We start from the raw sequence: 22,568 nt of genomic DNA, 5'->3' as shown, positions 1-22,568 counted from the left end.
GCCTTGTTTTTTATCATTATGCTTTGTTTAGCAGCATGTCGTTCACTTTCTCCATGAACGCTGCGGAAATTTCGTCCAGCTTCGCTTCGCTATCTTCTAAGCTTGTGCCTATAACACCGAAATAGAATTTCACTTTTGGCTCTGTTCCTGACGGACGCAAGCATACCCAAGATCCGTCTTCTAAGAAATATTTCAGAACATTTGATTTTGGAAGCTCAATTGCTTCTTTTACACCATCGCTCATATGAGTTCTTACACTTGTTTTATAATCTTCCGCTTGTGCAACCCCTACACCTGCGAATTCCGCTGGTGTGTCCTCACGGAAAGAAGACAGAAGACTTGCGATTTGCTCTGCCCCGTCCTTTCCTTTTAACGTCAAGGACTTTAGCCCTTCGCGGTAGAATCCATACTTCCCAAAGATTTCAAGCAATCCTTCGTATAAAGTCATGCCGCGCTGCTTGTAATATGCTGCTGCTTCAATTGCAAAGATTGTAGCCTGTACAGCATCCTTATCACGGACAAAATCTCCGATTAAATAGCCGTAGCTCTCTTCATAACCAAATTGGAATACATATTCGCCTGTTGTTTCATACTCTTTAATCTTTTCGCCGATAAATTTAAACCCTGTAAGTGTATCAATTGTTTCCAGTCCATATGCTTTTGCAATTTCACGGCCGATTTCAGATGTAACAATCGTTTTCAGAACGATGCCGTTTGCAGGCAAGACGCCTTTTTCCTTCTTTTGAGACAACAAGTATTCTAACAGGATAGCTCCTGTTTGGTTACCAGTTAAAACGATATATTCCCCGTCTTTATTTTTTACAGCTACGCCTAAACGGTCTGCATCCGGGTCTGTTGCAACAAGTATATCTGCATCAATTTCCGTTCCATACTTAATAGCCAATTCAAATGCTTCGTGCTCTTCCGGATTTGGTGATGTAACGGTAGAAAAGTTCGCATCCGGCAACTCCTGCTCTGCAACAACTGTTACATTTGTATAGCCAAGAGCAGCCAATGCTTTTCGTACCGGCTTATTAGATGTTCCATGCAGCGGAGAGAAAACAATTTTCAGCTTATCTCCCATGGCAGCAGCAAGCTCTGGATTTACAGAAATAGTTTTAAGCTTTGCTACATATTTCTCATCCATGTCTTCGCCAACCATTTTGATAAGACCTTTTTCTTTTAGAGCTTCTTCTGTCTCGACAGCGATATCCAGCTCATTTTCTACTTCATTGACCTTGTCAATAACCATATCAGCTTCTTTAGGAGGTAGCTGACCTCCGTCTTCACCATATACCTTATAGCCGTTATATTCAGACGGGTTATGGCTCGCTGTAACTACGATGCCGGAGAACGCATTAAGCTCGCGCACTGCAAAAGAAAGTTCCGGCGTTGGACGAAGCTCTTCAAACACATATGTTTGAATACCGTGTGTCGCCAATGTTTTCGCTGCTTCCATTGCAAATTCCGGAGACTTATGGCGGGAATCATAAGCGATTGCCACACCACGTCTTTTCGCCTCTTCACCGAAAGATTCAATAAAGCGCGCCAATCCTTCAGATGCTTTTCGTACTGTATATATATTCATGCGATTTGTTCCCGGGCCGATTTCCCCGCGCATACCGCCTGTACCAAACTCTAGATTTTTATAGAAGCAATCTTCCAGCTCTTTCTCGTTTTCGCTTACTTGCGCTAAATTTTGCTTCACTTCTTCATCTAAGTGCGGGGCGTTAACCCAACGTTCGTAAGTTTGCTTCCAATCCATTTTTATCCTCTCCTACTATGAAATCTAGTTGCTGAACACAAATAGTCACACTTCTACAATATTCTGCAGATACAGTTTATTTCCTGCAAATTATCCATATCAAATACCGTTGCGTTCGTAAAAAATATGTAAAAAGAAACCATAAGTACTATTTATCATACCATTATCTTTTCCTATCTAATAGAGATGGAAAATAATTTCTATTTTCTAATTTCGGCTGCAAGACAAAAAAGATATGACTGTTTACTTCTACCAAACATCGTATACACACTGCGCTAAAGTATCTCCAGTCATTGTTCCAACGGCAAAGGATATGAAAATTGACATGAAGGTAATAGACCTCGAAAAATACGGAATAGGCTGGGATGCTTTCAAAATTACAGGAACACCGACAATCGTGCGCTACAAGGAAGGAAAAGAAGTAGACCGCAGTAAGTGGGGGAGGTTCATAAACTCTTGTAATTTAAACACGTGTATACATGAACTTTCCTTAAAATGTCTACACTAGAATCAAAGGAGGGATTCGATGCCAGAAGTAAGATGCGCCGTATCCAATTGTTCCTTCTGGGGACATGGCAACTTTTGTCAAGCTAATGAAATTATTGTTCAGCCAGATGAAAAAGCGTTTACGAATTTCGCCGATGCGTCATATCAAAATTCCGTGCTCAGCGGTATGCAAATGGAAAGTCCTGTCGCTGACAGTGCGGATACTTGCTGTCAAACCTTTCAGCCGAAATATGAGTAAAAGAAGCCCTAAGAAATGGGCTTCTTTTTTCATTCAGAGAACACCTTGTTTTCTCTTGTATTGATTTACAATGATATAAGTCGGAATTTGTTCGTATCGCACATCTTCTTTTGCCGGGTCTAAAATGTACAAGTTGCCTCCTACATGATACACACCCGCTCCGTTATGAGACATAACCGGATATACTTCATTTGGCATAACCTGTTGAACGGGGATAAATTGTCCGTTCGGATCCCGCCAATATAAAGTCGTACGATCAATGAGACGCAGACGGCCTACCCGCTCATCCTTTATGCTCTCGCCGTTCCAGCTCGTAACTCGATATCCTAATTGATGAGCTGTAATTTCTGCAGAACCATAAAAACTTTTAATGATTACTCTTGTATGCAACGGTACTCTATCATACAGCCATTGAATATTACGATCATTCATACGAATGCAGCCGTTCGATTCATATGTTCCCACTGAGTGCTCTTTATTTGTCCCATGGATGCCGTATTCTTTATAATCCAATCCCATCCATCGTGTGCCAAGCGGATTATTCCATGCTCCGCCTTCAATTTTTTTGCGATGATACTTTTTATTTTTATATTTATTAGCAATCATAAACTTCCCCTCAGGTGTCGGAGTTGCCTTTTTTCCTGTAGAAACAGGAAAGGTTCGCACATAATTGCCATTCTCGAAATAAGACAGCTGATTTGTCGCCACATTAATGAGAATCAGGTGATCAGGAGGTGAGGCAGCCTGAACTCCTGGTACAATTACTCCTATAAAGTACAAAACAAGTATAAAAACCTTCAATATAAACCCTCCAGCAAATAGCTTATGCTATATCTTTTGTAAATAAGATAAAAGTATAAGCGCAAAACAAATAAGATTGCCTACCCGTTTACTACGACACCCCCGTTCACATGAATCATCTGTCCTGAAACATATGCGGAATCATTGGATGCAAGATATACATAAGCAGGTGCAAGCTCCCACGGCTGTCCGGGTCTTCCCATCGGTACATCTGTTCCAAACTCCGCAACCTTTTGACTGTCAAAACTTGATGGAATCAGCGGCGTCCAAATTGGGCCAGGCGCTACTCCATTTACACGAATCCCCTTTTGCACAAGCGACTTCGCGAGAGAGCGAGTAAAAGCTACAATTGCGCCTTTCGTTGATGCATAATCAATGAGCTGTTCGTTGCCTTGATAAGCTGTAATTGAAGCTGTGTTAATAACTGCATCTCCTTGCTTCAAATATGTAAGAGCAGCTTTGGTTACATAAAAATACGAAAATATATTAATTCGGAAGGTTCTTTCCCATTGCTCGGCCGTTATATCCGTTAGGCTTTGCTGCGGGTATTGCTGCGCAAGGTTATTTACTACAATGTTTAAACCGCCAAGTTTTGCAGCGGTTTCCTCCACTGCCCTTTTGCACTGTTCTTCCTGACTCAAATCACCAGCAAACAGGATACATGTAACACCGTAACTCTCAACGAGTTCTTTCGTCGTTTTTGCATCCTCATGTTCATCTAAATAGGCAATCGCGACATTTGCTCCTTCTTTTGCAAAGGCAATAGCTACAGCCTTTCCAATGCCGCTGTCTCCTCCTGTAATAAGTGCACATTTCCCATTTAGCTTACCGCTGCCTTTATATGAGGCGTCGTCAAATTTCGGTTTTGGGTTCATCAATGTTTCTAAGCCCGGCTGCTTGTCCTGATGCTGCGGGAGCTGTGCTTGTTTTTTCTGTTGATTCATACAGCACCTCCTAAGAAATAATATCTCATTTAGGATGCTCGGAATCGGGCAAATATACTAAGAAATTTTCATCCTCATAAATATTAATGCGTATTTCGCTGATTCGGTTGTAAAAGGTCAATTCCGCGCAGTTCACCCGCTGGTATATATCTTTGCAGTGCTTTTTTTATACCAGCTTGTATTTCTGCCTCATTAACATGATCAGCTCCCGAATACGGGGGGGGTTTTTTTATGACTGTAATTATTTTCTAAAAATAAATTGACAAAATTTCAAAAAAATTTAATAATAAAAAAACAGTTTCATATTGATTTTCTTATCAAGAGCAGGTGGAGGGACGAGCCCTAAGAAGCCCGGCAACCGACCCATATGGGCACGGTGCTAATTCTTGCAGCGCTATGCGCGCTGAGAGATAAGAGCTGTTAGTAAAACAGCGAGCATGCCGTCTTTTCCTGTGAAAAGGCGGCTTTTTGCCGTCATCTCTCCTCCCTGGCTCAGCATTACATACTTAGGAGGAATGTTGGAATGAAGAAATGGATCAGTACAGTACTTATTTTAGTTTTACTTGCACTAACTGCTTGCACGAATGAGCAAGATGCAGCTAAGCCTCAAAAGCAATCACCGAAGCAAGAACAAAAAACAAAAACAGCTGCGACAAGCACCGATATACCAAAACAAGTGAAAAAGCCTTTAAAAATCGCTTTAATTATGCAAATGTCTATCGGAACCTTCTCTACCCAATACATTGAGGGTGTAAAAAAACAAGTAGAAGCATTTGGCGGAACGGTGCAAGTATATAACTCCGACAATGATTTAGCGAAAATGGCAGCAAATCTTGACGCGGCAGTAAACGCGAAAGTTGACGGCATTTTAATTGATCACGGCCGCGCAGAAGCATTAAAAGGCGGCGTAGAAAAAGCTTTGGATGCAGGCATTCCCGTTGTTGCGTTTGATAATGACCTTCGTTTGCCCGGTGTTACAGTTATTGACCAAGACGATTATAGCTTAGCTTGGAAGTCTTTAAAAACATTGGCAGAAGACTTAAACGGAAAAGGAAATATTGCTGTTGTATGGGTGGGCGGGTTTGCTCCAATGGAACGCCGCAACGTAATTATCGATGCTTTCTACAAGCGCTATCCGAACATAAAAGAAGTCGCTCGATTTGGAACAGCAACGAACAATACAGCATTAGACACACAAGCACAAGTGGAAGCTCTTCTAAAGAAATATCCGAAAAAAGGTGACTTAGACGCCATCTTTGCATCATGGGATGAATTTGCAAAGGGTGCTGTAAAGGCATTGGAGCAAGCAGGCCGTACGGATATTAAAGTGTACGGAATCGATTTGAGCAATGAGGATTTACAGCTGATTCAAAAAGAAAACTCTCCTTGGGCAGCAACTGCAGCAACAGATCCTGCCGAGGTGGGAAAAGTACAAGCGCGCTTCTTATACCAAAAAGCGGCTGGAGAACAAACACCGGAAGTGTACAGCTTGGATCCATATCTTGTGAAGAAAAATCAATTGCCGAATGAAGCTGTTACAATGGATCAGCTTTCAAAATATATTGCAGGCTGGGGTGCTTCTAAAGCGGCGTACTCTCCATGGATGAGCAAATTAGAAAAGGAGAAAAACTAATGGCTTTTACATTACAGCACATTGCGCATAGCTATTCTTCCGCTCCTGTGCTGAAGGATGTTTCTGTAACGATAAAAAAAGGAACGGTTCACGCTTTGCTCGGTATGAACGGAGCCGGAAAAAGTACCTTAATGAAAATTGCAGCGGGAGATTTTCCTCCCGTTGCAGGAGTACTTTCCATTGATGGTGCCCCGGTTTCCTTTCAATCTCCTAACGAGGCAAAGCAAGCAGGAATTTCCTTTGTTGCGCAGGAGGTAGATCATGCATTAGTTCCCACTCTTTCTGTCTTAGAAAACGTGCTTCTTGATCAGCTTGCACAGCATAAAAAGCTGCCGTTTTCACGCAAGAAATGGGAGACGAAAGCAAAGCAATTTTTATCGCTCGTCGATGCAGATTTAAATATTCACAAGCAGATTTCCGAGTGCTCTCTTCACGAAAAACAGCTTATATTAATCGCTCGCGCCCTATCCAATCAGGCAGCTTACCTTTTGTTTGACGAACCGACCGCGTCTCTCGGACCGAAGGAGACAGAACACTTCACATCTTTAATCAACATGTTAAAAAAGCAAGGGGTCGGCATTTTATTTATTTCCCATCGCTTATCGGAAATCCGAAAGCTTGCGGATGCCGTTACAGTATTGCGTGATGGAGAAGCGATTCTTTCTTCGCCTGTTGCAGCAGTGACAGACCAGGAAATTGTGGAAGCGATGACTGGAAAACAGTCCTTTGGCATAGAGCGGACAGTACGGATATTACAAACTCCGTATGCTTTAGAAGTAAACAACATAACTGTTCGAAACGGCGCCCCTTCTCTATCATTGAACGTTCGAACAGGAGAAACCGTTGTTGTGTACGGTCTTGTCGGGAGCGGAAAAACTTCATTAGCTGAAACGCTCTTCGGCGCACGAAACCCTTATAACGCAACTGTGCACGGAAAGAACCTTCGCATCACAAATCCACGGCAAGCCATTAGAGCCCAATTAGCGTTTGTACCGGAGGAAAGACGAAAACAGGGATTGTTTTTAACGGAAAGCATCCGCAATCATCTCTCCCTTCATTTCACAGGATGGAAACGGAACAAACAAGAAGAAAAGCATGCTGAACAAATCATCGCGGATTTCGGGATTCGTCCTGCGGATTCCCTCGCATCCGTTCAATCATTAAGCGGCGGTAATCAACAAAAAGTATCCATTGCAAAGTGGGCAGGGTTTCAGCCGGACGTATTTATTTTAGATGAACCGACAAAAGGTATAGATGTATCTGCTAAACAAGATATATTTGGATTTATTGAAAAAATTACAAATGACGGAGCAGCGGTTTTATACTTTACAGGAGAACAAGATGAAGCGCTTCGTATCGCCGACCGCATTCTTGTTTTGCGAAAAGGAGAAATCATAGCGGAATTACTTCCACATGAAACAACTGAGGAAGAGCTGCTGCAGCTTTCAGAAGGAGGAATAACTGTTGGCACAAACAGTTGAAACAAACATAAAAAGACAGCCGCTCATTTCAGATGCGGTATATAAGTTCGGTACAATCGCAATCATTATAAGCGTAACAATCTTTTTTGCTATTATGAACGACTCATTTCTTACCTATAAAAACATCAGCGATATTTTACGATCCGTATCCATTGTCACCCTGCTGGCAATCGGCGTAACATTCAGTTTAATTGTAGACGGATTTGATTTGTCAGTTGGTTCGACAGCCAGCTTGGCGACTGTGAGCGCTGCAGCTTCTCTTGTTCTGTATCGGCAAGAGCTATTTATCGCTCTGCTCATTCCCATTCTTTGCGGATTGTTGGTAGGGCTGTTAAATGCTTTTCTAGTCATTCGCATTAAGCTGCCGGATTTATTAGCTACTCTGAGCGTTATGTATATCATTAACGGCATTCAGCTCACATTTACAAAGGGCTCTTCTCTTTACGAAGGAATGCCGGGTGCAACAGGACACTTCATTCCTTCGTTTTTATTCATCGGGCAAGGCTCTGTATTAGGCGTTCCTGTTCCTGTAATTATCATGCTTGCTGCTGTTATATTAGCCCATATCTTTTTAGAAAAAACAACGTACGGACGCCTTTTCTATATGACAGGCGGAAATCGTGAAGCTGCCCGATTGGCCGGTATTCCGACCAATCGTTATCGCTTGTATGCCTATATCATAAGCGGGTTATTTGCAGCAATCGGCGGCATTGTTTTAACAAGCCGTATCGGAACGGGACAAGTTTCAGCTGGTGCACCGCTTCTGATGGATGCAGTAGCCGCCGCTTATATCGGCTATGCAATGTTTGGCGCAAAAAAGCCGAATGTCGTAGGCACTTTCCTCGGCTCTATTTTAATCGGAATTATGTTGAACGGATTAACAATGATGAACGTTCCGTACTTTGCTCAAGATATTATAAAAGGAACTATTTTAATTGCTGCACTTGCGTTTTCCTTTACGAAACGAAAGCAATGAGAAAATCGGGTAAAAACCGCCCCATCCTTTTTATATACAAGTGAATAAAAAACCATCTTTTTATATAGTGGGGAGAGATCATCCGGCGGCGTGCAGAAGCGGTTAAACCTTTGTAGTGGTTCATGAAAGGGTAAACCAGAGAGAAGAAGCATACCATACTCCCTTTTGGTTGCACATAGCACATGGAAATGTCGAAATTATCATTCACTCATATATATATGGGCAGTAGCGGGCAAACCTTTTAAGGTCCCCTCCCCTATGTCTTTTTACTAAACATATAGTTTTTTGTGCTGTATACTGCGAACAGTCGCGAACAGGAGATAGGAAGGGAAAGCCTTGCCGCGAAATTTTATAATTTCTTATGTTTATAAAGAAAGAGCACCGGCTGCAGCCGGTGCTCTCTTATTTTTCCAAAAACTCCATAAGCTCTCCATACACTCTGTCCACATCTTTATATCCTTGTTCATATAAAGCTGCCAGCTTATGCGCATTCTTCTCCATCCGCCCTACCTGCAATAGTTCTGTCGGACGAATGATAAAGATGTTGCCTTCTTTTTCTTGCTGTTCAATATATTGGAGCGTTTCGTTGTAAATTTCATAGCGGCTCAGCATTTTTTCTACAAGCTTCGGATACTGCTTATACGATTTTTGGACAATCCAACCAAATCTTGATTTCGTTTTCATGTATCCAAGATTACGCGTCAAAATTAGAACAAGCTTCTCATTTCCATCCTGCTGCGCCTTTTTAACTGGAATGGGATTAGAAATGCCGCCATCGAGAAGCTTTTTGCCGTTCAGTTCCACAACTGGTGCAATGAATGGAAGTGAACTGGAAGCCCGCAGCATCGTCATTGCTTCTTCTTGCGTACCGCCCTTCTCAAAATACAGCGGTTCTCCCGTTTCTACATCTGTTGTTCCAATTACAAATCGCTCTGGACTTGTTAAATAAGTATCAAAATCGAACGGTACATGCTTCGTCGGAATTTCGTTAAAAATGAAATCCATATCGAAGAGCTGTCTCTTGCGCAATAGGTTTTTATATGACAAATACTGCGGATGACCAATATAACCGATATTCACTCGTTTATTTCGTTCCTTCTGCCGCGCTAAATACGAAGCAGCGTTACACGCACCGGCTGAAACACCGATAACGTAGGGAAAGAATAAATTCTTGTCCATAAAAAATTCGAGAACACCTGCGGTATACACACCTCTCATACCGCCGCCTTCAAGCACTAACCCTGTATTTTGCTGCATGCTGCCCTCTCCTTCACTTTATGAACTATTTTTACAATACAATTAGTATAGCAAGATTCTTTAAGTTTCGGAAAGGACTTGCCTGCATGTCCCATTTTTAACCAAAATAACGATGATAAAGGCTTTTTGCCTCATTTATATCTTTTGTTCCATGAATGAGAACACGGCCATCCTGAAACAGCACAAAACGCTTTTCTTCTATTGTAAAGGAAAGTAAGTACGGATTGCCTTTTAGATCATGCACTTTGCCTTGCAGCATTTTCTTATATGATTGTAAATCCGCATTCTCCATATAAGGATTACGTATTTGCACAGTGTCTCTGCCGCATAGGACTGCCGTTTGAGAAGTATTGTCTTTTTGTAAATATGGATAGATGGCGTTTTCTCCGCACGACGGACAATCATGTTTCTTGAAGGACTGCACATTTACAGAGGAATGCTCATTGTTCCATACATCAAAGGATACCAAAGTTTTTCGAAGCGCCTGCGTGTCCCCTATTAAAAGCTTAATTGTTTCAGTAACTTGATGAGACACGACCATGGATACGGCAGGTGAAATAATTCCCGCCGTATCACATGTTGCCCCTCCAAGAGGAATGGACTGCAATAAACAATGTAAACACGGTGTTTCGCCAGGTAAAATCGTATATGAAAGACCATAGCTGCCTACACACGCTCCGTAAATCCATGGAACACTGTACTTTTGCGCCGCATCATTGATGATAAATCGAGTTTCAAAATTATCAGTAGCATCAATAATAACATCGGCACCTTGAACAAGCTCCTCCAGCTCTTTTGCTGTTGCGTCTTTAACATATGCATGCACTTGAACATCGCTGTTGATTGCCTCTAATCTAGCTTTGGCTGCAATTGCTTTTGGTATATGCGCTCTGACATCCTGCTCGCTGTATAGCTGCTGTCGCTGCAGATTGCTCCAATCAATATAATCACGATCTACAATCGTAAGCTCTCCGACTCCCGCTCTCGCCAGCATTTCAGCATTGCCGCTGCCAAGAGCACCTGCTCCAATAATCAGTACATGCTTTTCTCTTAGCTTGTTCTGTCCTTCTTCTCCAATTGGCGCAAATAAAATTTGACGAGAATAACGATTATTCAAGAATGCTCATTCCTTCAAGCGGACTGCTTGCTGTCGCGTATCGTTTCCTTGCAATTCTGCCTGCCTCATAGCCAAGTCTTCCCGCTTGAATGCCAAGCTTCATGGCTTCTGCCATCTTTACTGGATCCTTTGCTCCGGAAACAGCTGTGTTCAAGAGAACACCGTCTGCACCAAGCTCCATTGCAAACGCTGCATCAGCCGGACTGCCGATACCTGCATCTACAATTACCGGAACAGTTGCTTGCTCAATAATAAAGCTTAGATTAAGAGGATTGACGATACCAAGACCGGAACCGATTGGAGACGCTCCCGGCATGATAGCGTGTACACCCATTTCTTGAAGGCGTTTTGCCAGCAATACATCATCCGATACGTATGGAAGAACGGTAAATCCTTCTTTTAATAGCTCTTCACTTGCTTTTAACGTTTCAATTGGATCAGGCAATAAAGTTTTAGCATCGCCAATTACTTCTACCTTTACCATATCGCAAAGGCCAGACGCCTTTGCAAGTTTTGCGATACGCACTGCTTCTTCCGCCGTTTTTGCTCCTGCTGTATTTGGAAGAAGAGTATACTTTGTTACATCAATTTTTTCTAACAGGTTTGGCTGACTTGCCTCAAAAATGTCCATACGGCGCACCGCAAACGTTAAAATTTCTGCCTCTGACACTTCAATTGCTTTTTTTTGCACATCATAATCTTGAAACTTGCCTGTTCCTAATAAAAGTCTGGACTCGAATGTAAATGAACCAATTTTCAACATCATCAACCGCCTCCTACGAATGTCACAATTTCAATTTGATCCCCATCAAACACAGTTGTTTCAAAATGGGATATTTTCTCTAAAATCACATTGTTTTTTTCGACTACTACAATTTTGCTTGCCAGCCCTAAATGCTCTAATAATGCTTCAACGGTCGCAATATTCTCAGGAACTGTCACTTCTTTTCCATTAATTTTTAAAAGCAAGCCCTTCCCTCCTTGTCAATGAATCTAGCAAGCTATTAGTTTGCTTTTCCTCAAGCAGATCTGCCATATATTCTCCGGAAATCGGACTTAATAAAATACCATTCCGGTAATGACCTGTACAAGAATATAGCCCTTGAATATCCGGATGTTTTCCCATATACGGTACACTATGCTGTGATTGCGGTCGCAGCCCTGCCCATGCAGTTTCCCACTCTGCTTCCTTTAAACCCGGCAATATCCCGATCGCTCTTTCCATTAAATATTGAATGCTTTCGGCGTAAACAGCTTTGTTGTACGTATGCGGCTTCACGGTAGCACCAATGACATAGCGTCCGCCTCGTTTTGGTACAATGTAAAAACCATCTTCAAATACCGGAATAGTAAGCAAAGGCTTATAACTTTTTACAGACAAAAGTTCTCCCTTTACTGGATATGTCCCCCAGCTCTTATCAAAATGACGCAGCAGCTTTGTACTCCAAGCACCGGATGCGATGATTACTTTGTCGCTGGAGATCATGCCTTCCGATGTAACAACACCTGTAACACGATTATGCTCCATTTGAATATCCAGCACTTCTGTTTGTTCATATATCTCTGCGCCGGATATGGCTGCTGAATGAGCAAAGGCACGGGCCAATTCCGGTGCAATCACATGCCCGTCTGTCGGATAATAGGCAGCTCCTACAATAGACTGTGATACATTAGGCTCTTTTTCTCGAAGCGCTGCACCAGATAGAAAATGTGACTCCTCCCCTGTTTGCTGCTGCCATTTCATAATCTGCAGCAGTTTTTCCGCCGCTTCGTCGCTTTTTGCAATCCGGTAAATTCCTTTTTCTTCATAACCAATATCAATTCCCGTTTTCTCGCGCAGCTTTTCAGACAGACCTTTGAACATTCTTCTGCTTTTTCGTGCCATATCAAATAGCGGATCATACTCGTCCCATTCCGCTTGCACACCAAGCAAACCTGCCGCCGCTTTTGACGCTTCGGAGGCAATTCTTCCTTTTTCTATTACTGCTACTTTATAGCCGCGTTCGGAAAGAAAATGTGCAATAGAGCTTCCGATAATTCCACCGCCGATAATTGCAATATCGTATATTTTACTCATGATTTTCCCACCTTTGCATAGTTTCTCTATACTGTTTTGCCTTTTTAATCGGATCAGCCGCTTCTATTATCCCAGACATGACTGCAATTCCAGTTGCTCCCGTCTCTAGAACTTGTACAACGTTTTGCGGAGTAATTCCTCCAATCGCTGTAACAGGAATAGTAAGTTTACTAGTAATCTCAGTGATTTCCTGCAAACCTCTCGGCGGCACTCCTTCCTTACAAAGAGTAGAAAACAAGTGACCGTACATCACAGAATCTGCTCCTTTTTCTTGTGCTTGTAATGCTTCTTCTAAGGAATGTACAGAGCATCCGACATGCAAGGAAGGAAATTTCTTTTTTACGGCTTGCATATCGGCGCTTTTATAACCAAGCTGTACACGCGGAATATCTGTGAGGAGGGCAATATCAATCCGGTCATTTATAATAAGCTTAGAGGGGCACACTCCTCCCTCTATCAGCAAATTCACACCCTCATATAATTCTCTTGTACTCTTTTCCCGTTCTCGGATATGCAGATAATCAATCTCATTCAATATTCCAGCAATCATTTGTAGCAATTGTGCAAAAGGTAGCTTCCCATTTGATATAACATGAAGTTCTCTACTCATGTCTTTGCGCCTACTTTAAGACATTTTCAAAAAAATCTTTTGCTGAAACAATCTGTTTCGCCATTCCTTTTTCCTTCAGCCATTTGTTTTGCTCTTCCCATGAAGATGCCTTCTGAGACAGGAACGGCTCATCTTTTGTTTCCATTTTGTTTAACAGAATTTTCATACTTTCTTTCTCTACTTCCGGAATGAGTGGGAAATTCTCTTTCTCTTGGTGATCCAATAAAATTTTCAGTGCCTCATCCGGATTTTTTTTCGTAAATTCATAACCTTTTTTTGCTCCGCGCAGAAATGCCTCGATAGACGCCCTGTCTTGCTTTAACGTTTTATCGCTTGTTACCATCACAAGCTCATAGTAATTCGGCACACCATAGTCAGCAGGATTGAAGTATGATGGATTATAGCCTTCATGACGAAGTACAGGCACTTCATGATTAATATAAGCTCCTGTCACTGCATCTGTTTTTTTCGTAATTAAAGCAGGCACTAAATCAAAGCCGACATCGACAATTTTTACTTTATCGGGATTTCCACCATCCTGCTTCACCATTGTTTTCAAATATTCTTCGCTAAGCGGTGTTCCTGAATAACCGACCGTTTTTCCTTCTAAATCCTTTGGAGATGTAATACCCGCTTCTTTTAAAGAAACAACATAACTAAGAGGCGAACGCACAACCGCTCCAATCGATTTGACCGGAATCCCTTCGTTTGCTTTGGCAATGACTACATCAGGCTGATAATATAAGCCGACTGTAACTTTGCCTGCAGCTGCCAAAGTCAACGGATCGGTAGGATTAGAAGGAAATTTAATATTTACCTTCACTCCTTCTTCTTTAAAATAACCTTTTTCAATTGCAGCATATAAAAAACTGTGTACAGCATTTGGATACCAATCTAGCATAATGGTAACTTCTTTTTCCTTTTTCGTACTGTTGCCTGCAGAACAGCCTGCCATTACCATAACAAGCAGCGCAAACAACAATATAAATTTACTGCGTTTCATAAATTCTTCCTCCAGCTGACAAATTTCTTCTCTAATATTGAAACAAACAATACAAACATAATTGCCAACAATGACAACAGCAAGACAGGCGCAAATACACCCGCTCCGTCAAGCTGTGTCATCATGCGCTTGCTAAAATAGCCAAGTCCCGCTTGTGCACCGAGCCATTCTCCAATTGCCGCCCCTATTACGCTAAAGGGAGCTGCTACCTTTAAGGCAGAGAAGAAATACGGGAGAGAAGCCGGCATGCGCAATTTCAAGAATACATCCAGTTTTGAAGCTCCGAATGTAACCAAAAGCTCTTCCCATTCTTTTTTTGTAGAACGCAACCCATCGTACGTATTGACTGCAATAGGAAAAAAGGCGATTAATACGGTTACGACAACCTTGCTCCAAATGGAGTAGCCAAACCATAATACAAACAATGGTGCCAGCGCCGTAACGGGAATGGTTTGTGACGCTACAAGAAGCGGATAGCAAGCGCGTTCAATCACAGGATGTATGCTCATTAACACTGCCAAACCCGCTCCAAGCACAATCGAAATACTAAGACCAATCACTATCACAAGCAAAGTGGCAGGGAGATGAACGAAAAAAAGGATGCTCCTAAGCTCCCACAATTTCTGGAATATAGCGCTTGGGGACGGCAAAATGTACATTGCATCTACTCCCCTTGCCCCAATCTCCCAAACAATTAAGAAAACGATTGCTACTAGAATAGAAGGAATATAATATGTAATACGTTTCACACCATCACCTTCTCTTTTAATAGCTCGATCAAGCTTTGCTTCATTTGCACAAGCTCCATTTTACTTAGGTCATTACGTGTTCGCTCTTTAGGAAGCGGAACTGTAAATTCTCGCAGTTTTTGAATCGGCTTCTCCGTTATGACAAGAATACGGCTCGAAAGAAATAAAGCTTCTTCTACATCGTGTGTGATAAATACAATCGTTTTATTCCATTTACTCCATTGCTTATATAACCATTCCTGCATACGTAGCTTTGTAATAGCATCCAGTGCACTGAACGGCTCATCGAGAAGCAATACATCTGCGCCTGTTAAAAACGTTCGCAGGAATGAAACACGCTGCCTCATTCCGCCGGACAAATCCTTAGGATATTTTTTCTCATATCCTTTTAATCCGAATATTTCTAAAAATTCACTTACTTTTTCGTACGCATCCCTTTTCTTCATTCCTTGGCATTCCAATGAAATAGCTGCATTTTCAGCAATTGTCCGCCACGGCAGCAGCAAATCCTGCTGGGGCATATATCCTGCTGCTCCGCGATTTTTTACTGCTGGTGCCCCGTCAAGTGTAATCTCACCCTCTATTGTTTCTTCAAGCCCCGTCAGCAATCGGAACAATGTGCTTTTTCCGCAGCCGCTCGGGCCGATGATACTAATGAATTCACCTTGCTCTGCTGCAAAACTTAAATTCTGGATTACAGCCTGCTTATCACCGGGATACGTAAAAGAAACATCATAAAACTCCAGAATGCTGTTGCTCTTCAAATCCCCACATCTCCTTGCGATATGCCATATCCCAGAACAAATATTCAAAGCGGCTCGTATTTAAAAAGATTTCTTCTAATCGCAGCTTCTCTTGCTCTGATTTGCCTGCTGCCAGTTCATTTAGTAACTCTATCATCCATATGCACAACTCTCCATATTCTTCAGAACTGTAGCCGCGAATCCACTCGCCGTAAAATTCATGATCTCTTGCGCCGGATACTGCATTCAAACGTTTTCCAATTTCCCAATAGCTCCACATACACGGCAGCAGGGAAGCAGTCAATTCAGCGAGAGTTCCGCTTTGGGACACGGAGAGCATATAATTCGTATAGGCCAAGTTCATCGCAGACGGCTTTGCTTCTTCCATCTCTTGAATAGAAATTCCTAAACGCTTAGCATATTGTTTATGTAAATTCATTTCCCCATTTAATATACCGTCCATCTGCTTAGCGAATTTAGCCATTACTTCCGGATTATGCGCTTTTACAACTCCAAGCGCATATACCTTTGCATAATCTAAAAGATATAAATAATCCTGTACAATATAATATTGAAACTTATCAAGCTCCAGTGTTCCGTCACCAATCCCTTTCACAAATGGGTGCTGATGGCTTTTCTCCCAAACCGGTGCTACCTTTTTAAATAACGCATCACAAAATGTCATGTTACTTCCCCCTTATAAAGTGAAACTTCCATCAGTGGGGGGCTTTTATCCCCCACTGATGGTTAGTTGAACCGATCGGGCTTTTACGGCTTCCCCCGCTTAAACTTCTTTGCATACGCTAAGTTTTGAAGTGAGGGTCACTCGTTAATACGCGATAAAATAAAAACCGCTTGGCGGCAAACAGGCAATAAGAAACCTTACTATCATGTACCACTTCCCTTTGCTAATATTACCTTTAAGGGCTAAGACAGTCCAACTCTCAGCTTATTTCACACCCCTAGTGGAATATATAAAATTGCAGTAAATGATCACACGGTTGATTTTAATATGCTAGGCAAACAAAAAAGCCCAATTTCCAAGCGCGGAAATTGGGCTTATCAATCATCGTCCATTGCTTTCCTACGCTAGAATTATCTAGATCAGGTCAAGGGTCATTGACTCACGGTCATACTCTCAGCCGGCAACACCAGCTCCCCTAGCATCCTATGAAATTAACATAGTCAGTATATCACTCCATTTTCCAGATAGCAATGATTATGTCCCTTACTGTCTTACAATTATATGTATAAATTAAAAACATTTTTTGTTATTTTTTCATTTTTAGTTAAAATTTCACAATAACCCTTGAAAAAATGTAATTATATGTAATAATGTTTTTTGTGAAACATTATATTTAAACTTATCATTTTTATAATTATTATGTAAATACACTCTATTTTACTGTTATATTTTTGTGAAATGCACTTCTCTATTCTCACATTATTATAATCTATATATAAGAATAGAAAGTTGTTTATATTTTAGAAATTGGGGGTACATAATGTGAAATCTAATACACTAGCGGTCTCAGTCATTGCTTTGGCAGCGCTGCCTTTTATTGCAGATTCTGCTGAAGCTAGTTCCGGCACGAATCAAAACTATTCATCGCAGCTCGGTACAGGCTATGTGGATGCAACTTCTTTGAATGTACGCAGCGAACCTTCTACAAGCAGTAAAATTTTAGGTTCTTTAGCTCAACGTGCATCCATATCCATATTAGGTCAGTCTGGAAACTGGTATAAGATTCAATACAATAATAAAGAAGCGTATGTACATAAATCTTATGTTTCTTTATCTTCCTCACAAGATACACAGCAATACATTGTAAACGCCGACGCTTTAAACGTACGCAATCAGCCGTCCGCACAATCTTCCGTTGTCGGATTATTGCAAAACGGGCAGATAATAACAGCGCAATCTGAGCAAAACGGATGGTATAAAATTTCTTACAACGGAAAAACTGCATACGTGAAAAAAGAGTTTGTTTCTTCCGCTTCTAAGCCGCAAGTGAAAAGTATTTCCTCATCTAACGAAATTAAACCGCTCTCTCCTTCTTCTTACTATGTAGATTGTGCGGGTTTAAGATTACGCACTGGCCCTGGAACGAATTATCAAGTTCTTAAAGTGTTAGATGACCGCCAAGAAGTTCAGGTAATCGGAGAAACAGGCGCTTGGTACAAAGTTCGCTACGGTGGAATAGAAGGATTTGCATCAAAGGAATATGTAAAACCGCTGCAAGGTCCTTCACAGGCCGCTTCTGCTTTTATTTTCCCTGCAGCAGCCGGAAACGTTTCATCTCCGTTCGGAATGAGATGGGGAAGCATGCATTACGGGGTTGATTTGGCAGCGTCCGGTAATGTACAAATCTATGCAGCAGCGGCGGGAACTGTGAGCCGTTCATATTATTCTTCGAGCTACGGGAATGTTGTATTTGTGAAGCATAAAATAAGCGGACAGCTGTATACAACCGTTTATGCACACATGAAAAGCCGCTCCGTCAAGGAAGGCGATACAGTGAAACAGGGCCAGCTTCTTGGATACATGGGCAATACTGGACAATCATTCGGTCAGCATCTGCATTTCGAACTGCATAAGGGTGAATGGAATTTATCTAAAACGAATGCAATCGATCCGCTTCCGTATATTAAGCGATAATACACATACATTACTTCATCAGGAGAGTGCGCTATGAGTCGAGACTTAACTATTTTCATTGAAGGTCTAGCATTTTTTGGACTGATTTGCTGCTTGTTTATTTATCATGCCAATGTATGGTTTTTAGGAACTCTGATTGCTTTCGTTTTATGCGAAACTATAATGGAGTTCTTTCATATGAAGCTTAAACCTTTCTTTTCATACATATATGACGCTGTCTTCCTTATTGGACTCACTGCTGCTGCTGTTATATCAAACGGTTTGCATCTATCTTCTTTCTTTCCATTATTTTTTGGTGCTATTCTGCTCTTCATATCACAATATACATTTATTATAGAATCAAATAATAATCAAATGCAGAATGATGGTGAAAAAGAATATGGTATATAAAACTATAAATATGGTTCAAGACACATACAACAGCGTAAACTCATTCTTGGGAATTACAGACTGCAGACAAAGCCAATGTATTGTTTACGGCATGCTTATCTTTCCTATTATCGCTTGTTCACTTTTCTACTAAAAAGCGTAAAAGGAACTTATGAATCATTGAAAAAGCTCCACCATAAAAAGGTGGAGCCTTTATCCGTATGCGTACATTTCATAAATTTTATGTAGGTTATAGAGCCCTTCCAATTCAGCCCGCTCTTCTGCTGTACACCAGTAAAATAACATCTCATGAATGGTTTCATAGCGCTTATTATAAATAAATGGCTTCATAAACGAGATAAAGTTTGGTGATAACTGAGAAAACACATAGGCGCGAAGCAATTGTTCTTTATATCCGATTCCTTTGCAAAGGTACATCATTTCTTCAAAATAATACACTTGTTTAGGAACTTGTATCATCTCGAAAAATGGAATGTAAGAGATTAATTTACTAATAAAGTATTCATACTTACAACTGAACTGGAAGTCCATATATTCCAGGATTTCCGTCACTTCACTGAGGAAATCATCTGCGGCTTCACAATCAGAAGCTGGGAAAATATCTGCTATTTGTGCAATGACAGCGCGCTGGCAGGCTATAACAGCTCGATTTGGACAGTATTTCTCCAAGAACGCAATGCATTTGGCATATTTTTTTATAAGCTTATATTTATAAATCTCATCAATAAAAGTATTGCAGTACATAGCGAGTTCCATCAAATTCTCTTCCAGTTCTTCTTTTGCCATTCCTTTTGCCTGTCTGCATATGTATAGAAAAGTAAATTCCAGGATTTCCTTATGGGAGAGCAACGGTTTATATTCCTTCATCCACTCTTGATTGAACTTTACTTTTTCCCATATTCTGTGATCCCGCTCATCTATTTGAGAAACCTTTCGTTTTACAATTAAATAATTCCAGGCAGCGGTCTGTGTGAGTATATCCCAAGCATCCTGTTCTATGGATGTGTGTACAAACTGTATGAGCTTTTGTTCCTCCATAAACTGATACGCTGCTTCATACCATCCAATTTCTTGATATAAGCGTACAATCCTTAAAATAGTAGGAAGTTCATCTTTGTGAAACTTAGGCAATTCAGGTATCTTTTTAATTCCGTAATGAATGAATGATGCAATATTCTCTTTTTTATAAAACTCCCGCTCCTTCCACATCAAAAGCGTACGCCGTTCCTCATTTTGATGCGGCGCTTCAGGAATAAGAAGAGAAAGTAAGTCAGTAAACGTTTCGGGACACGCAAAATAATCCGTAACTAAACTCCAATTCGGTTCTTGTTGTGGAATACCCATCTTTTATTTCTCCTGCCTTTCATTCGTAAATAATTATATTTTTATAATCTAATAAAAGGATGACAGATTTATAAGTGTGTGTAAGTATTTATATAAGTCCGCTTTATTATTCCGACATATCTGTCGTTTGCCACGTAGAACAAAAGGGAAACTGCGCTCGCTCGCTCGCTCCCTCTCTCTCCCTGCATGGACCACGAAAAGGGTTTGACCGCTTCTATGCTTAGTCGGATGCTCTCTCCCCCCTAGAAGAAAAGTTTTTATGTCAATTTTTTTAGTTGCATTTATATATACTTTGTTAATATTTTACTTAATTATACCATTTTTTGTATATAAAATGGAAATAAAAATTAAATTGTAAAAATAAATACAAAAATACAAAAAAAGATGCAGCCATGCTATGGCCACATCTTTTTAATGGTGATCCTCTGAGATTTCAGTTAATGCAAATTGAGCTTGTTCATCTGTTTGATTTTGTACTGCCAAATCTCCTAATGCAAGCATGCCGACTAATTGTCCATGTTCTACTACAGGAAGACGGCGAATTTGGTGACGTGCCATCAGCTCTGTTGCTTTTTCTACCGGATCATCAGGAGATATACACGTAAGATCTTTACTCATTACATTTGTAATTTGATTAGATCCCGGATGCTTTTCAGCAATTCCGCGCACTACGAGATCGCGATCCGTCACAAGTCCTACAAGCTGATTATTTTCTACTATTGGTATAACGCCTACATCTTCTTCCTTCATCTTTACTGCTGCTTCATACACATTATCCAGCGGCGTACAAAAAACAATATCAGTGCTCATTACTTCTCTTACAGTTGTCATTATGAATCCCTCCTTGCATTCAGTAGTATAACCAAATACAGGATTTTCATTTCTTTATTCTTTTGGAACGAGATGCAATGAATGATATGTGCCGTTTATCCAGTCCTTCATTTGATTATGAACCATATCAGTTGTCTTTTTTTTAGGTAAGTAAAATGCTGATAAAGCGTACGCTTTATCAGCATTACAACAAAAAAGCCAGCACGCAACGTGCTGACTTTTTAAATGACCCGTACGGGATTCGAACCCGTGTTACCGCCGTGAAAGGGCGGTGTCTTAACCGCTTGACCAACGGGCCATGGCTCCGCAGGTAGGACTCGAACCTACGACCGATCGGTTAACAGCCGATAGCTCTACCACTGAGCTACTGCGGAATAATTATGGTGGGCCTAAATGGACTCGAACCATCGACCTCACGCTTATCAGGCGTGCGCTCTAACCAGCTGAGCTATAGGCCCCTTTTGACTTGGCAGGGGTAGTAGGAATCGAACCCACACCGGAGGTTTTGGAGACCTCTGTTCTACCTTTAAACTATACCCCTAACTGATGCCGGCTAGAGGACTTGAACCCCCAACCTACTGATTACAAGTCAGTTGCTCTGCCAATTGAGCTAAGCCGGCATTTTATAAATTCATTATTACGTTCATTTTAATATGATGTTAACTAGGATGGCTCGGGACGGAATCGAACCGCCGACACGAGGATTTTCAGTCCTCTGCTCTACCGACTGAGCTACCGAGCCAAATGGCGGTCCCGACCGGGATCGAACCGGCGATCTCCTGCGTGACAGGCAGGCATGTTAACCGCTACACCACGGGACCATTTGGTTGCGGGGACAGGATTTGAACCTGCGACCTTCGGGTTATGAGCCCGACGAGCTACCGGACTGCTCCACCCCGCGACGTTAAGAATAATATGTTAATTATAACCTGAATTAGGTTATTACTTGACTGTCCCTTTCCCTTCTAGTTCATTCGAAGATGATTGATGCGTCGGGACATTATATGCCATTAAATAAAATGGCGGAGGAAGAGGGATTCGAACCCCCGCGCGGCTCACACCGCCTGTCGGTTTTCAAGACCGATCCCTTCAGCCAGACTTGGGTATTCCTCCGTATGGAGCCTAGCGGGATCGAACCGCTGACCTCCTGCGTGCAAGGCAGGCGCTCTCCCAGCTGAGCTAAGGCCCCAAAATATCGGGAAGACAGGATTTGAACCTGCGACCCCCTGGTCCCAAACCAGGTGCTCTACCAAGCTGAGCCACTTCCCGTAATACGCGCCCGAAAGGACTCGAACCCATAACCTTCTGATCCGTAGTCAGACGCTCTATCCAATTGAGCTACGGGCGCATTAAAGTGCCGAGGACCGGAATCGAACCGGTACGGTAGTCACCTACCGCAGGATTTTAAGTCCTGTGCGTCTGCCAGTTCCGCCACCCCGGCAT

The 22,568-nt window shown here is 41.7% G+C and carries 22 protein-coding genes, 13 tRNA genes and 2 riboswitches; of the genes, 7 read left to right on the top strand and 28 right to left on the bottom strand.

Going from position 1 to position 22,568, the window contains the following annotated elements; translation table 11 throughout:
• Window positions 1-16 precede the first annotated feature (16 nt).
• Window positions 17-1,765, bottom strand: a complete 1,749-nt coding sequence (locus tag H540_RS0122530; protein ID WP_028402471.1) for a phospho-sugar mutase — start codon at window positions 1,763-1,765, stop codon at window positions 17-19.
• A gap of 217 nt (window positions 1,766-1,982) precedes the next feature.
• Here H540_RS0122530 and H540_RS32550 point away from each other — a divergent pair, with 217 nt between their 5' ends.
• Both H540_RS32550 and H540_RS0122525 read left to right on the top strand, forming a co-directional pair.
• Complete coding sequence (locus tag H540_RS32550) at window positions 1,983-2,273, top strand: thioredoxin family protein (protein ID WP_281172541.1); 291 nt, start codon at window positions 1,983-1,985, stop codon at window positions 2,271-2,273.
• Between the two features lie 18 nt (window positions 2,274-2,291).
• Complete coding sequence (locus tag H540_RS0122525; protein WP_028402470.1) at window positions 2,292-2,510, top strand: DUF1540 domain-containing protein; 219 nt, start codon at window positions 2,292-2,294, stop codon at window positions 2,508-2,510.
• Between the two features lie 33 nt (window positions 2,511-2,543).
• Here the strand turns inward: H540_RS0122525 and H540_RS0122520 are convergent, their stop codons facing one another.
• Window positions 2,544-3,314 (bottom strand): L,D-transpeptidase, encoded by a 771-nt coding sequence (locus tag H540_RS0122520; protein WP_034671762.1) that lies wholly within the window; start codon window positions 3,312-3,314, stop codon window positions 2,544-2,546.
• Between the two features lie 77 nt (window positions 3,315-3,391).
• Window positions 3,392-4,255: an SDR family oxidoreductase gene (locus H540_RS0122515; RefSeq protein WP_028402468.1), complete on the bottom strand. Its 864-nt coding sequence runs from the start codon at window positions 4,253-4,255 to the stop codon at window positions 3,392-3,394.
• Window positions 4,256-4,566: 311 nt separating this feature from the next.
• Window positions 4,567-4,672: riboswitch (SAM riboswitch) on the top strand.
• A 106-nt stretch (window positions 4,673-4,778) separates the two neighbouring features.
• Between H540_RS0122515 and H540_RS0122505 the strand changes: the two genes are divergently transcribed.
• From H540_RS0122505 to H540_RS0122495, 3 genes are read left to right on the top strand one after another with little or no spacing between them, the layout of a single operon-like run.
• Window positions 4,779-5,888, top strand: coding sequence for a sugar ABC transporter substrate-binding protein (locus tag H540_RS0122505; protein WP_028402467.1), 1,110 nt, complete (start codon window positions 4,779-4,781; stop codon window positions 5,886-5,888).
• A complete protein-coding gene (locus tag H540_RS0122500; protein ID WP_028402466.1) occupies window positions 5,888-7,369 on the top strand; it encodes a sugar ABC transporter ATP-binding protein in 1,482 nt (493 codons plus the stop codon). The genes H540_RS0122505 and H540_RS0122500 overlap by 1 nt, the downstream gene beginning before the upstream one ends.
• Entirely contained in the window at window positions 7,353-8,345 is a 993-nt protein-coding gene (locus H540_RS0122495) for an ABC transporter permease (RefSeq protein WP_051317241.1), read from the top strand. The genes H540_RS0122500 and H540_RS0122495 overlap by 17 nt, the downstream gene beginning before the upstream one ends.
• A 402-nt stretch (window positions 8,346-8,747) precedes the next feature.
• On the opposite strand, the gene H540_RS0122490 is transcribed toward H540_RS0122495, so the two are convergent.
• The 10 genes from H540_RS0122490 to tenA all read right to left on the bottom strand — a co-directional run bounded on the left by H540_RS0122490 (window position 8,748) and on the right by tenA (window position 16,586).
• Complete coding sequence (locus H540_RS0122490) at window positions 8,748-9,602, bottom strand: patatin-like phospholipase family protein (RefSeq protein ID WP_028402464.1); 855 nt, start codon at window positions 9,600-9,602, stop codon at window positions 8,748-8,750.
• Between the two features lie 97 nt (window positions 9,603-9,699).
• Window positions 9,700-10,719 carry a thiazole biosynthesis adenylyltransferase ThiF gene (locus tag H540_RS0122485; protein ID WP_028402463.1) on the bottom strand — a complete coding sequence of 340 codons (1,020 nt, stop codon included), beginning with the start codon at window positions 10,717-10,719 and terminating at the stop codon, window positions 9,700-9,702.
• Window positions 10,712-11,482 (bottom strand): thiazole synthase, encoded by a 771-nt coding sequence (locus tag H540_RS0122480; RefSeq protein WP_028402462.1) that lies wholly within the window; start codon window positions 11,480-11,482, stop codon window positions 10,712-10,714. The genes H540_RS0122485 and H540_RS0122480 overlap by 8 nt, the downstream gene beginning before the upstream one ends.
• 2 nt (window positions 11,483-11,484) lie before the next feature.
• Complete coding sequence (gene thiS / locus H540_RS0122475; protein ID WP_028402461.1) at window positions 11,485-11,688, bottom strand: sulfur carrier protein ThiS; 204 nt, start codon at window positions 11,686-11,688, stop codon at window positions 11,485-11,487.
• Window positions 11,672-12,796, bottom strand: a complete 1,125-nt coding sequence (thiO, locus tag H540_RS0122470; protein ID WP_028402460.1) for a glycine oxidase ThiO — start codon at window positions 12,794-12,796, stop codon at window positions 11,672-11,674. The genes thiS and thiO overlap by 17 nt, the downstream gene beginning before the upstream one ends.
• Window positions 12,789-13,406 (bottom strand): thiazole tautomerase TenI, encoded by a 618-nt coding sequence (gene tenI / locus H540_RS0122465; RefSeq protein ID WP_028402459.1) that lies wholly within the window; start codon window positions 13,404-13,406, stop codon window positions 12,789-12,791. The genes thiO and tenI overlap by 8 nt, the downstream gene beginning before the upstream one ends.
• A gap of 10 nt (window positions 13,407-13,416) precedes the next feature.
• Window positions 13,417-14,409, bottom strand: coding sequence for an ABC transporter substrate-binding protein (locus tag H540_RS0122460; protein ID WP_028402458.1), 993 nt, complete (start codon window positions 14,407-14,409; stop codon window positions 13,417-13,419).
• The gene (locus H540_RS0122455; RefSeq protein WP_028402457.1) at window positions 14,406-15,158 is read right to left on the bottom strand and encodes an ABC transporter permease; all 753 of its coding nucleotides are present in this window, start codon (window positions 15,156-15,158) and stop codon (window positions 14,406-14,408) included. Before H540_RS0122455 ends, H540_RS0122460 begins: the two co-directional genes overlap by 4 nt.
• Window positions 15,155-15,922, bottom strand: a complete 768-nt coding sequence (locus H540_RS0122450) for an ABC transporter ATP-binding protein (protein WP_028402456.1) — start codon at window positions 15,920-15,922, stop codon at window positions 15,155-15,157. The genes H540_RS0122455 and H540_RS0122450 overlap by 4 nt, the downstream gene beginning before the upstream one ends.
• Window positions 15,891-16,586: a thiaminase II gene (gene tenA, locus H540_RS0122445; RefSeq protein ID WP_028402455.1), complete on the bottom strand. Its 696-nt coding sequence runs from the start codon at window positions 16,584-16,586 to the stop codon at window positions 15,891-15,893. Before tenA ends, H540_RS0122450 begins: the two co-directional genes overlap by 32 nt.
• 379 nt (window positions 16,587-16,965) lie before the next feature.
• A riboswitch (TPP riboswitch) is annotated at window positions 16,966-17,073 on the bottom strand.
• 335 nt (window positions 17,074-17,408) lie between these two features.
• Here tenA and H540_RS0122440 point away from each other — a divergent pair.
• Both H540_RS0122440 and H540_RS0122435 read left to right on the top strand, forming a co-directional pair.
• On the top strand, window positions 17,409-18,560 hold the full coding sequence (locus H540_RS0122440) for an SH3 domain-containing protein (RefSeq protein ID WP_051317240.1): 1,152 nt from the start codon (window positions 17,409-17,411) through the stop codon (window positions 18,558-18,560).
• 33 nt (window positions 18,561-18,593) lie between these two features.
• On the top strand, window positions 18,594-18,950 hold the full coding sequence (locus H540_RS0122435) for a hypothetical protein (RefSeq protein ID WP_028402453.1): 357 nt from the start codon (window positions 18,594-18,596) through the stop codon (window positions 18,948-18,950).
• Window positions 18,951-19,142: 192 nt separating this feature from the next.
• Here the strand turns inward: H540_RS0122435 and H540_RS0122430 are convergent, their stop codons facing one another.
• The 15 genes from H540_RS0122430 to H540_RS0122360 form a co-directional block, all read right to left on the bottom strand.
• Window positions 19,143-20,294 carry a DUF3965 domain-containing protein gene (locus tag H540_RS0122430; RefSeq protein WP_028402452.1) on the bottom strand — a complete coding sequence of 384 codons (1,152 nt, stop codon included), beginning with the start codon at window positions 20,292-20,294 and terminating at the stop codon, window positions 19,143-19,145.
• 411 nt (window positions 20,295-20,705) lie between these two features.
• Entirely contained in the window at window positions 20,706-21,125 is a 420-nt protein-coding gene (locus H540_RS0122425) for a CBS domain-containing protein (RefSeq protein WP_028402451.1), read from the bottom strand.
• Window positions 21,126-21,351: 226 nt separating this feature from the next.
• Window positions 21,352-21,423, bottom strand: a tRNA-Glu gene (locus H540_RS0122420).
• A gap of 1 nt (window position 21,424) precedes the next feature.
• Window positions 21,425-21,499, bottom strand: a tRNA-Asn gene (locus tag H540_RS0122415).
• A gap of 7 nt (window positions 21,500-21,506) precedes the next feature.
• A tRNA-Ile gene (locus tag H540_RS0122410) sits at window positions 21,507-21,583 on the bottom strand.
• A 9-nt stretch (window positions 21,584-21,592) separates the two neighbouring features.
• A tRNA-Trp gene (locus tag H540_RS0122405) sits at window positions 21,593-21,666 on the bottom strand.
• A 6-nt stretch (window positions 21,667-21,672) separates the two neighbouring features.
• Window positions 21,673-21,745: transfer RNA gene (locus H540_RS0122400), tRNA-Thr, on the bottom strand.
• A gap of 49 nt (window positions 21,746-21,794) precedes the next feature.
• Window positions 21,795-21,867, bottom strand: a tRNA-Phe gene (locus tag H540_RS0122395).
• A gap of 3 nt (window positions 21,868-21,870) precedes the next feature.
• A tRNA-Asp gene (locus tag H540_RS0122390) sits at window positions 21,871-21,946 on the bottom strand.
• 3 nt (window positions 21,947-21,949) lie between these two features.
• Window positions 21,950-22,026: transfer RNA gene (locus H540_RS0122385), tRNA-Met, on the bottom strand.
• Window positions 22,027-22,145: 119 nt separating this feature from the next.
• Window positions 22,146-22,238 (bottom strand) — tRNA-Ser (locus tag H540_RS0122380).
• A 3-nt stretch (window positions 22,239-22,241) separates the two neighbouring features.
• Window positions 22,242-22,314, bottom strand: a tRNA-Ala gene (locus H540_RS0122375).
• A 6-nt stretch (window positions 22,315-22,320) separates the two neighbouring features.
• Window positions 22,321-22,394 (bottom strand) — tRNA-Pro (locus tag H540_RS0122370).
• 5 nt (window positions 22,395-22,399) lie between these two features.
• A tRNA-Arg gene (locus H540_RS0122365) sits at window positions 22,400-22,473 on the bottom strand.
• 7 nt (window positions 22,474-22,480) lie between these two features.
• Window positions 22,481-22,566, bottom strand: a tRNA-Leu gene (locus tag H540_RS0122360).
• Window positions 22,567-22,568 lie beyond the last annotated feature (2 nt).

This window comes from Ectobacillus panaciterrae DSM 19096, assembly GCF_000430785.1.
Taxonomy (GTDB): Bacteria; Bacillota; Bacilli; order Bacillales; family Bacillaceae_G; genus Ectobacillus; species Ectobacillus panaciterrae.
Note: the sequence above shows the minus strand (reverse complement) of the source record. Positions and strands in the feature narration are given on the sequence as shown.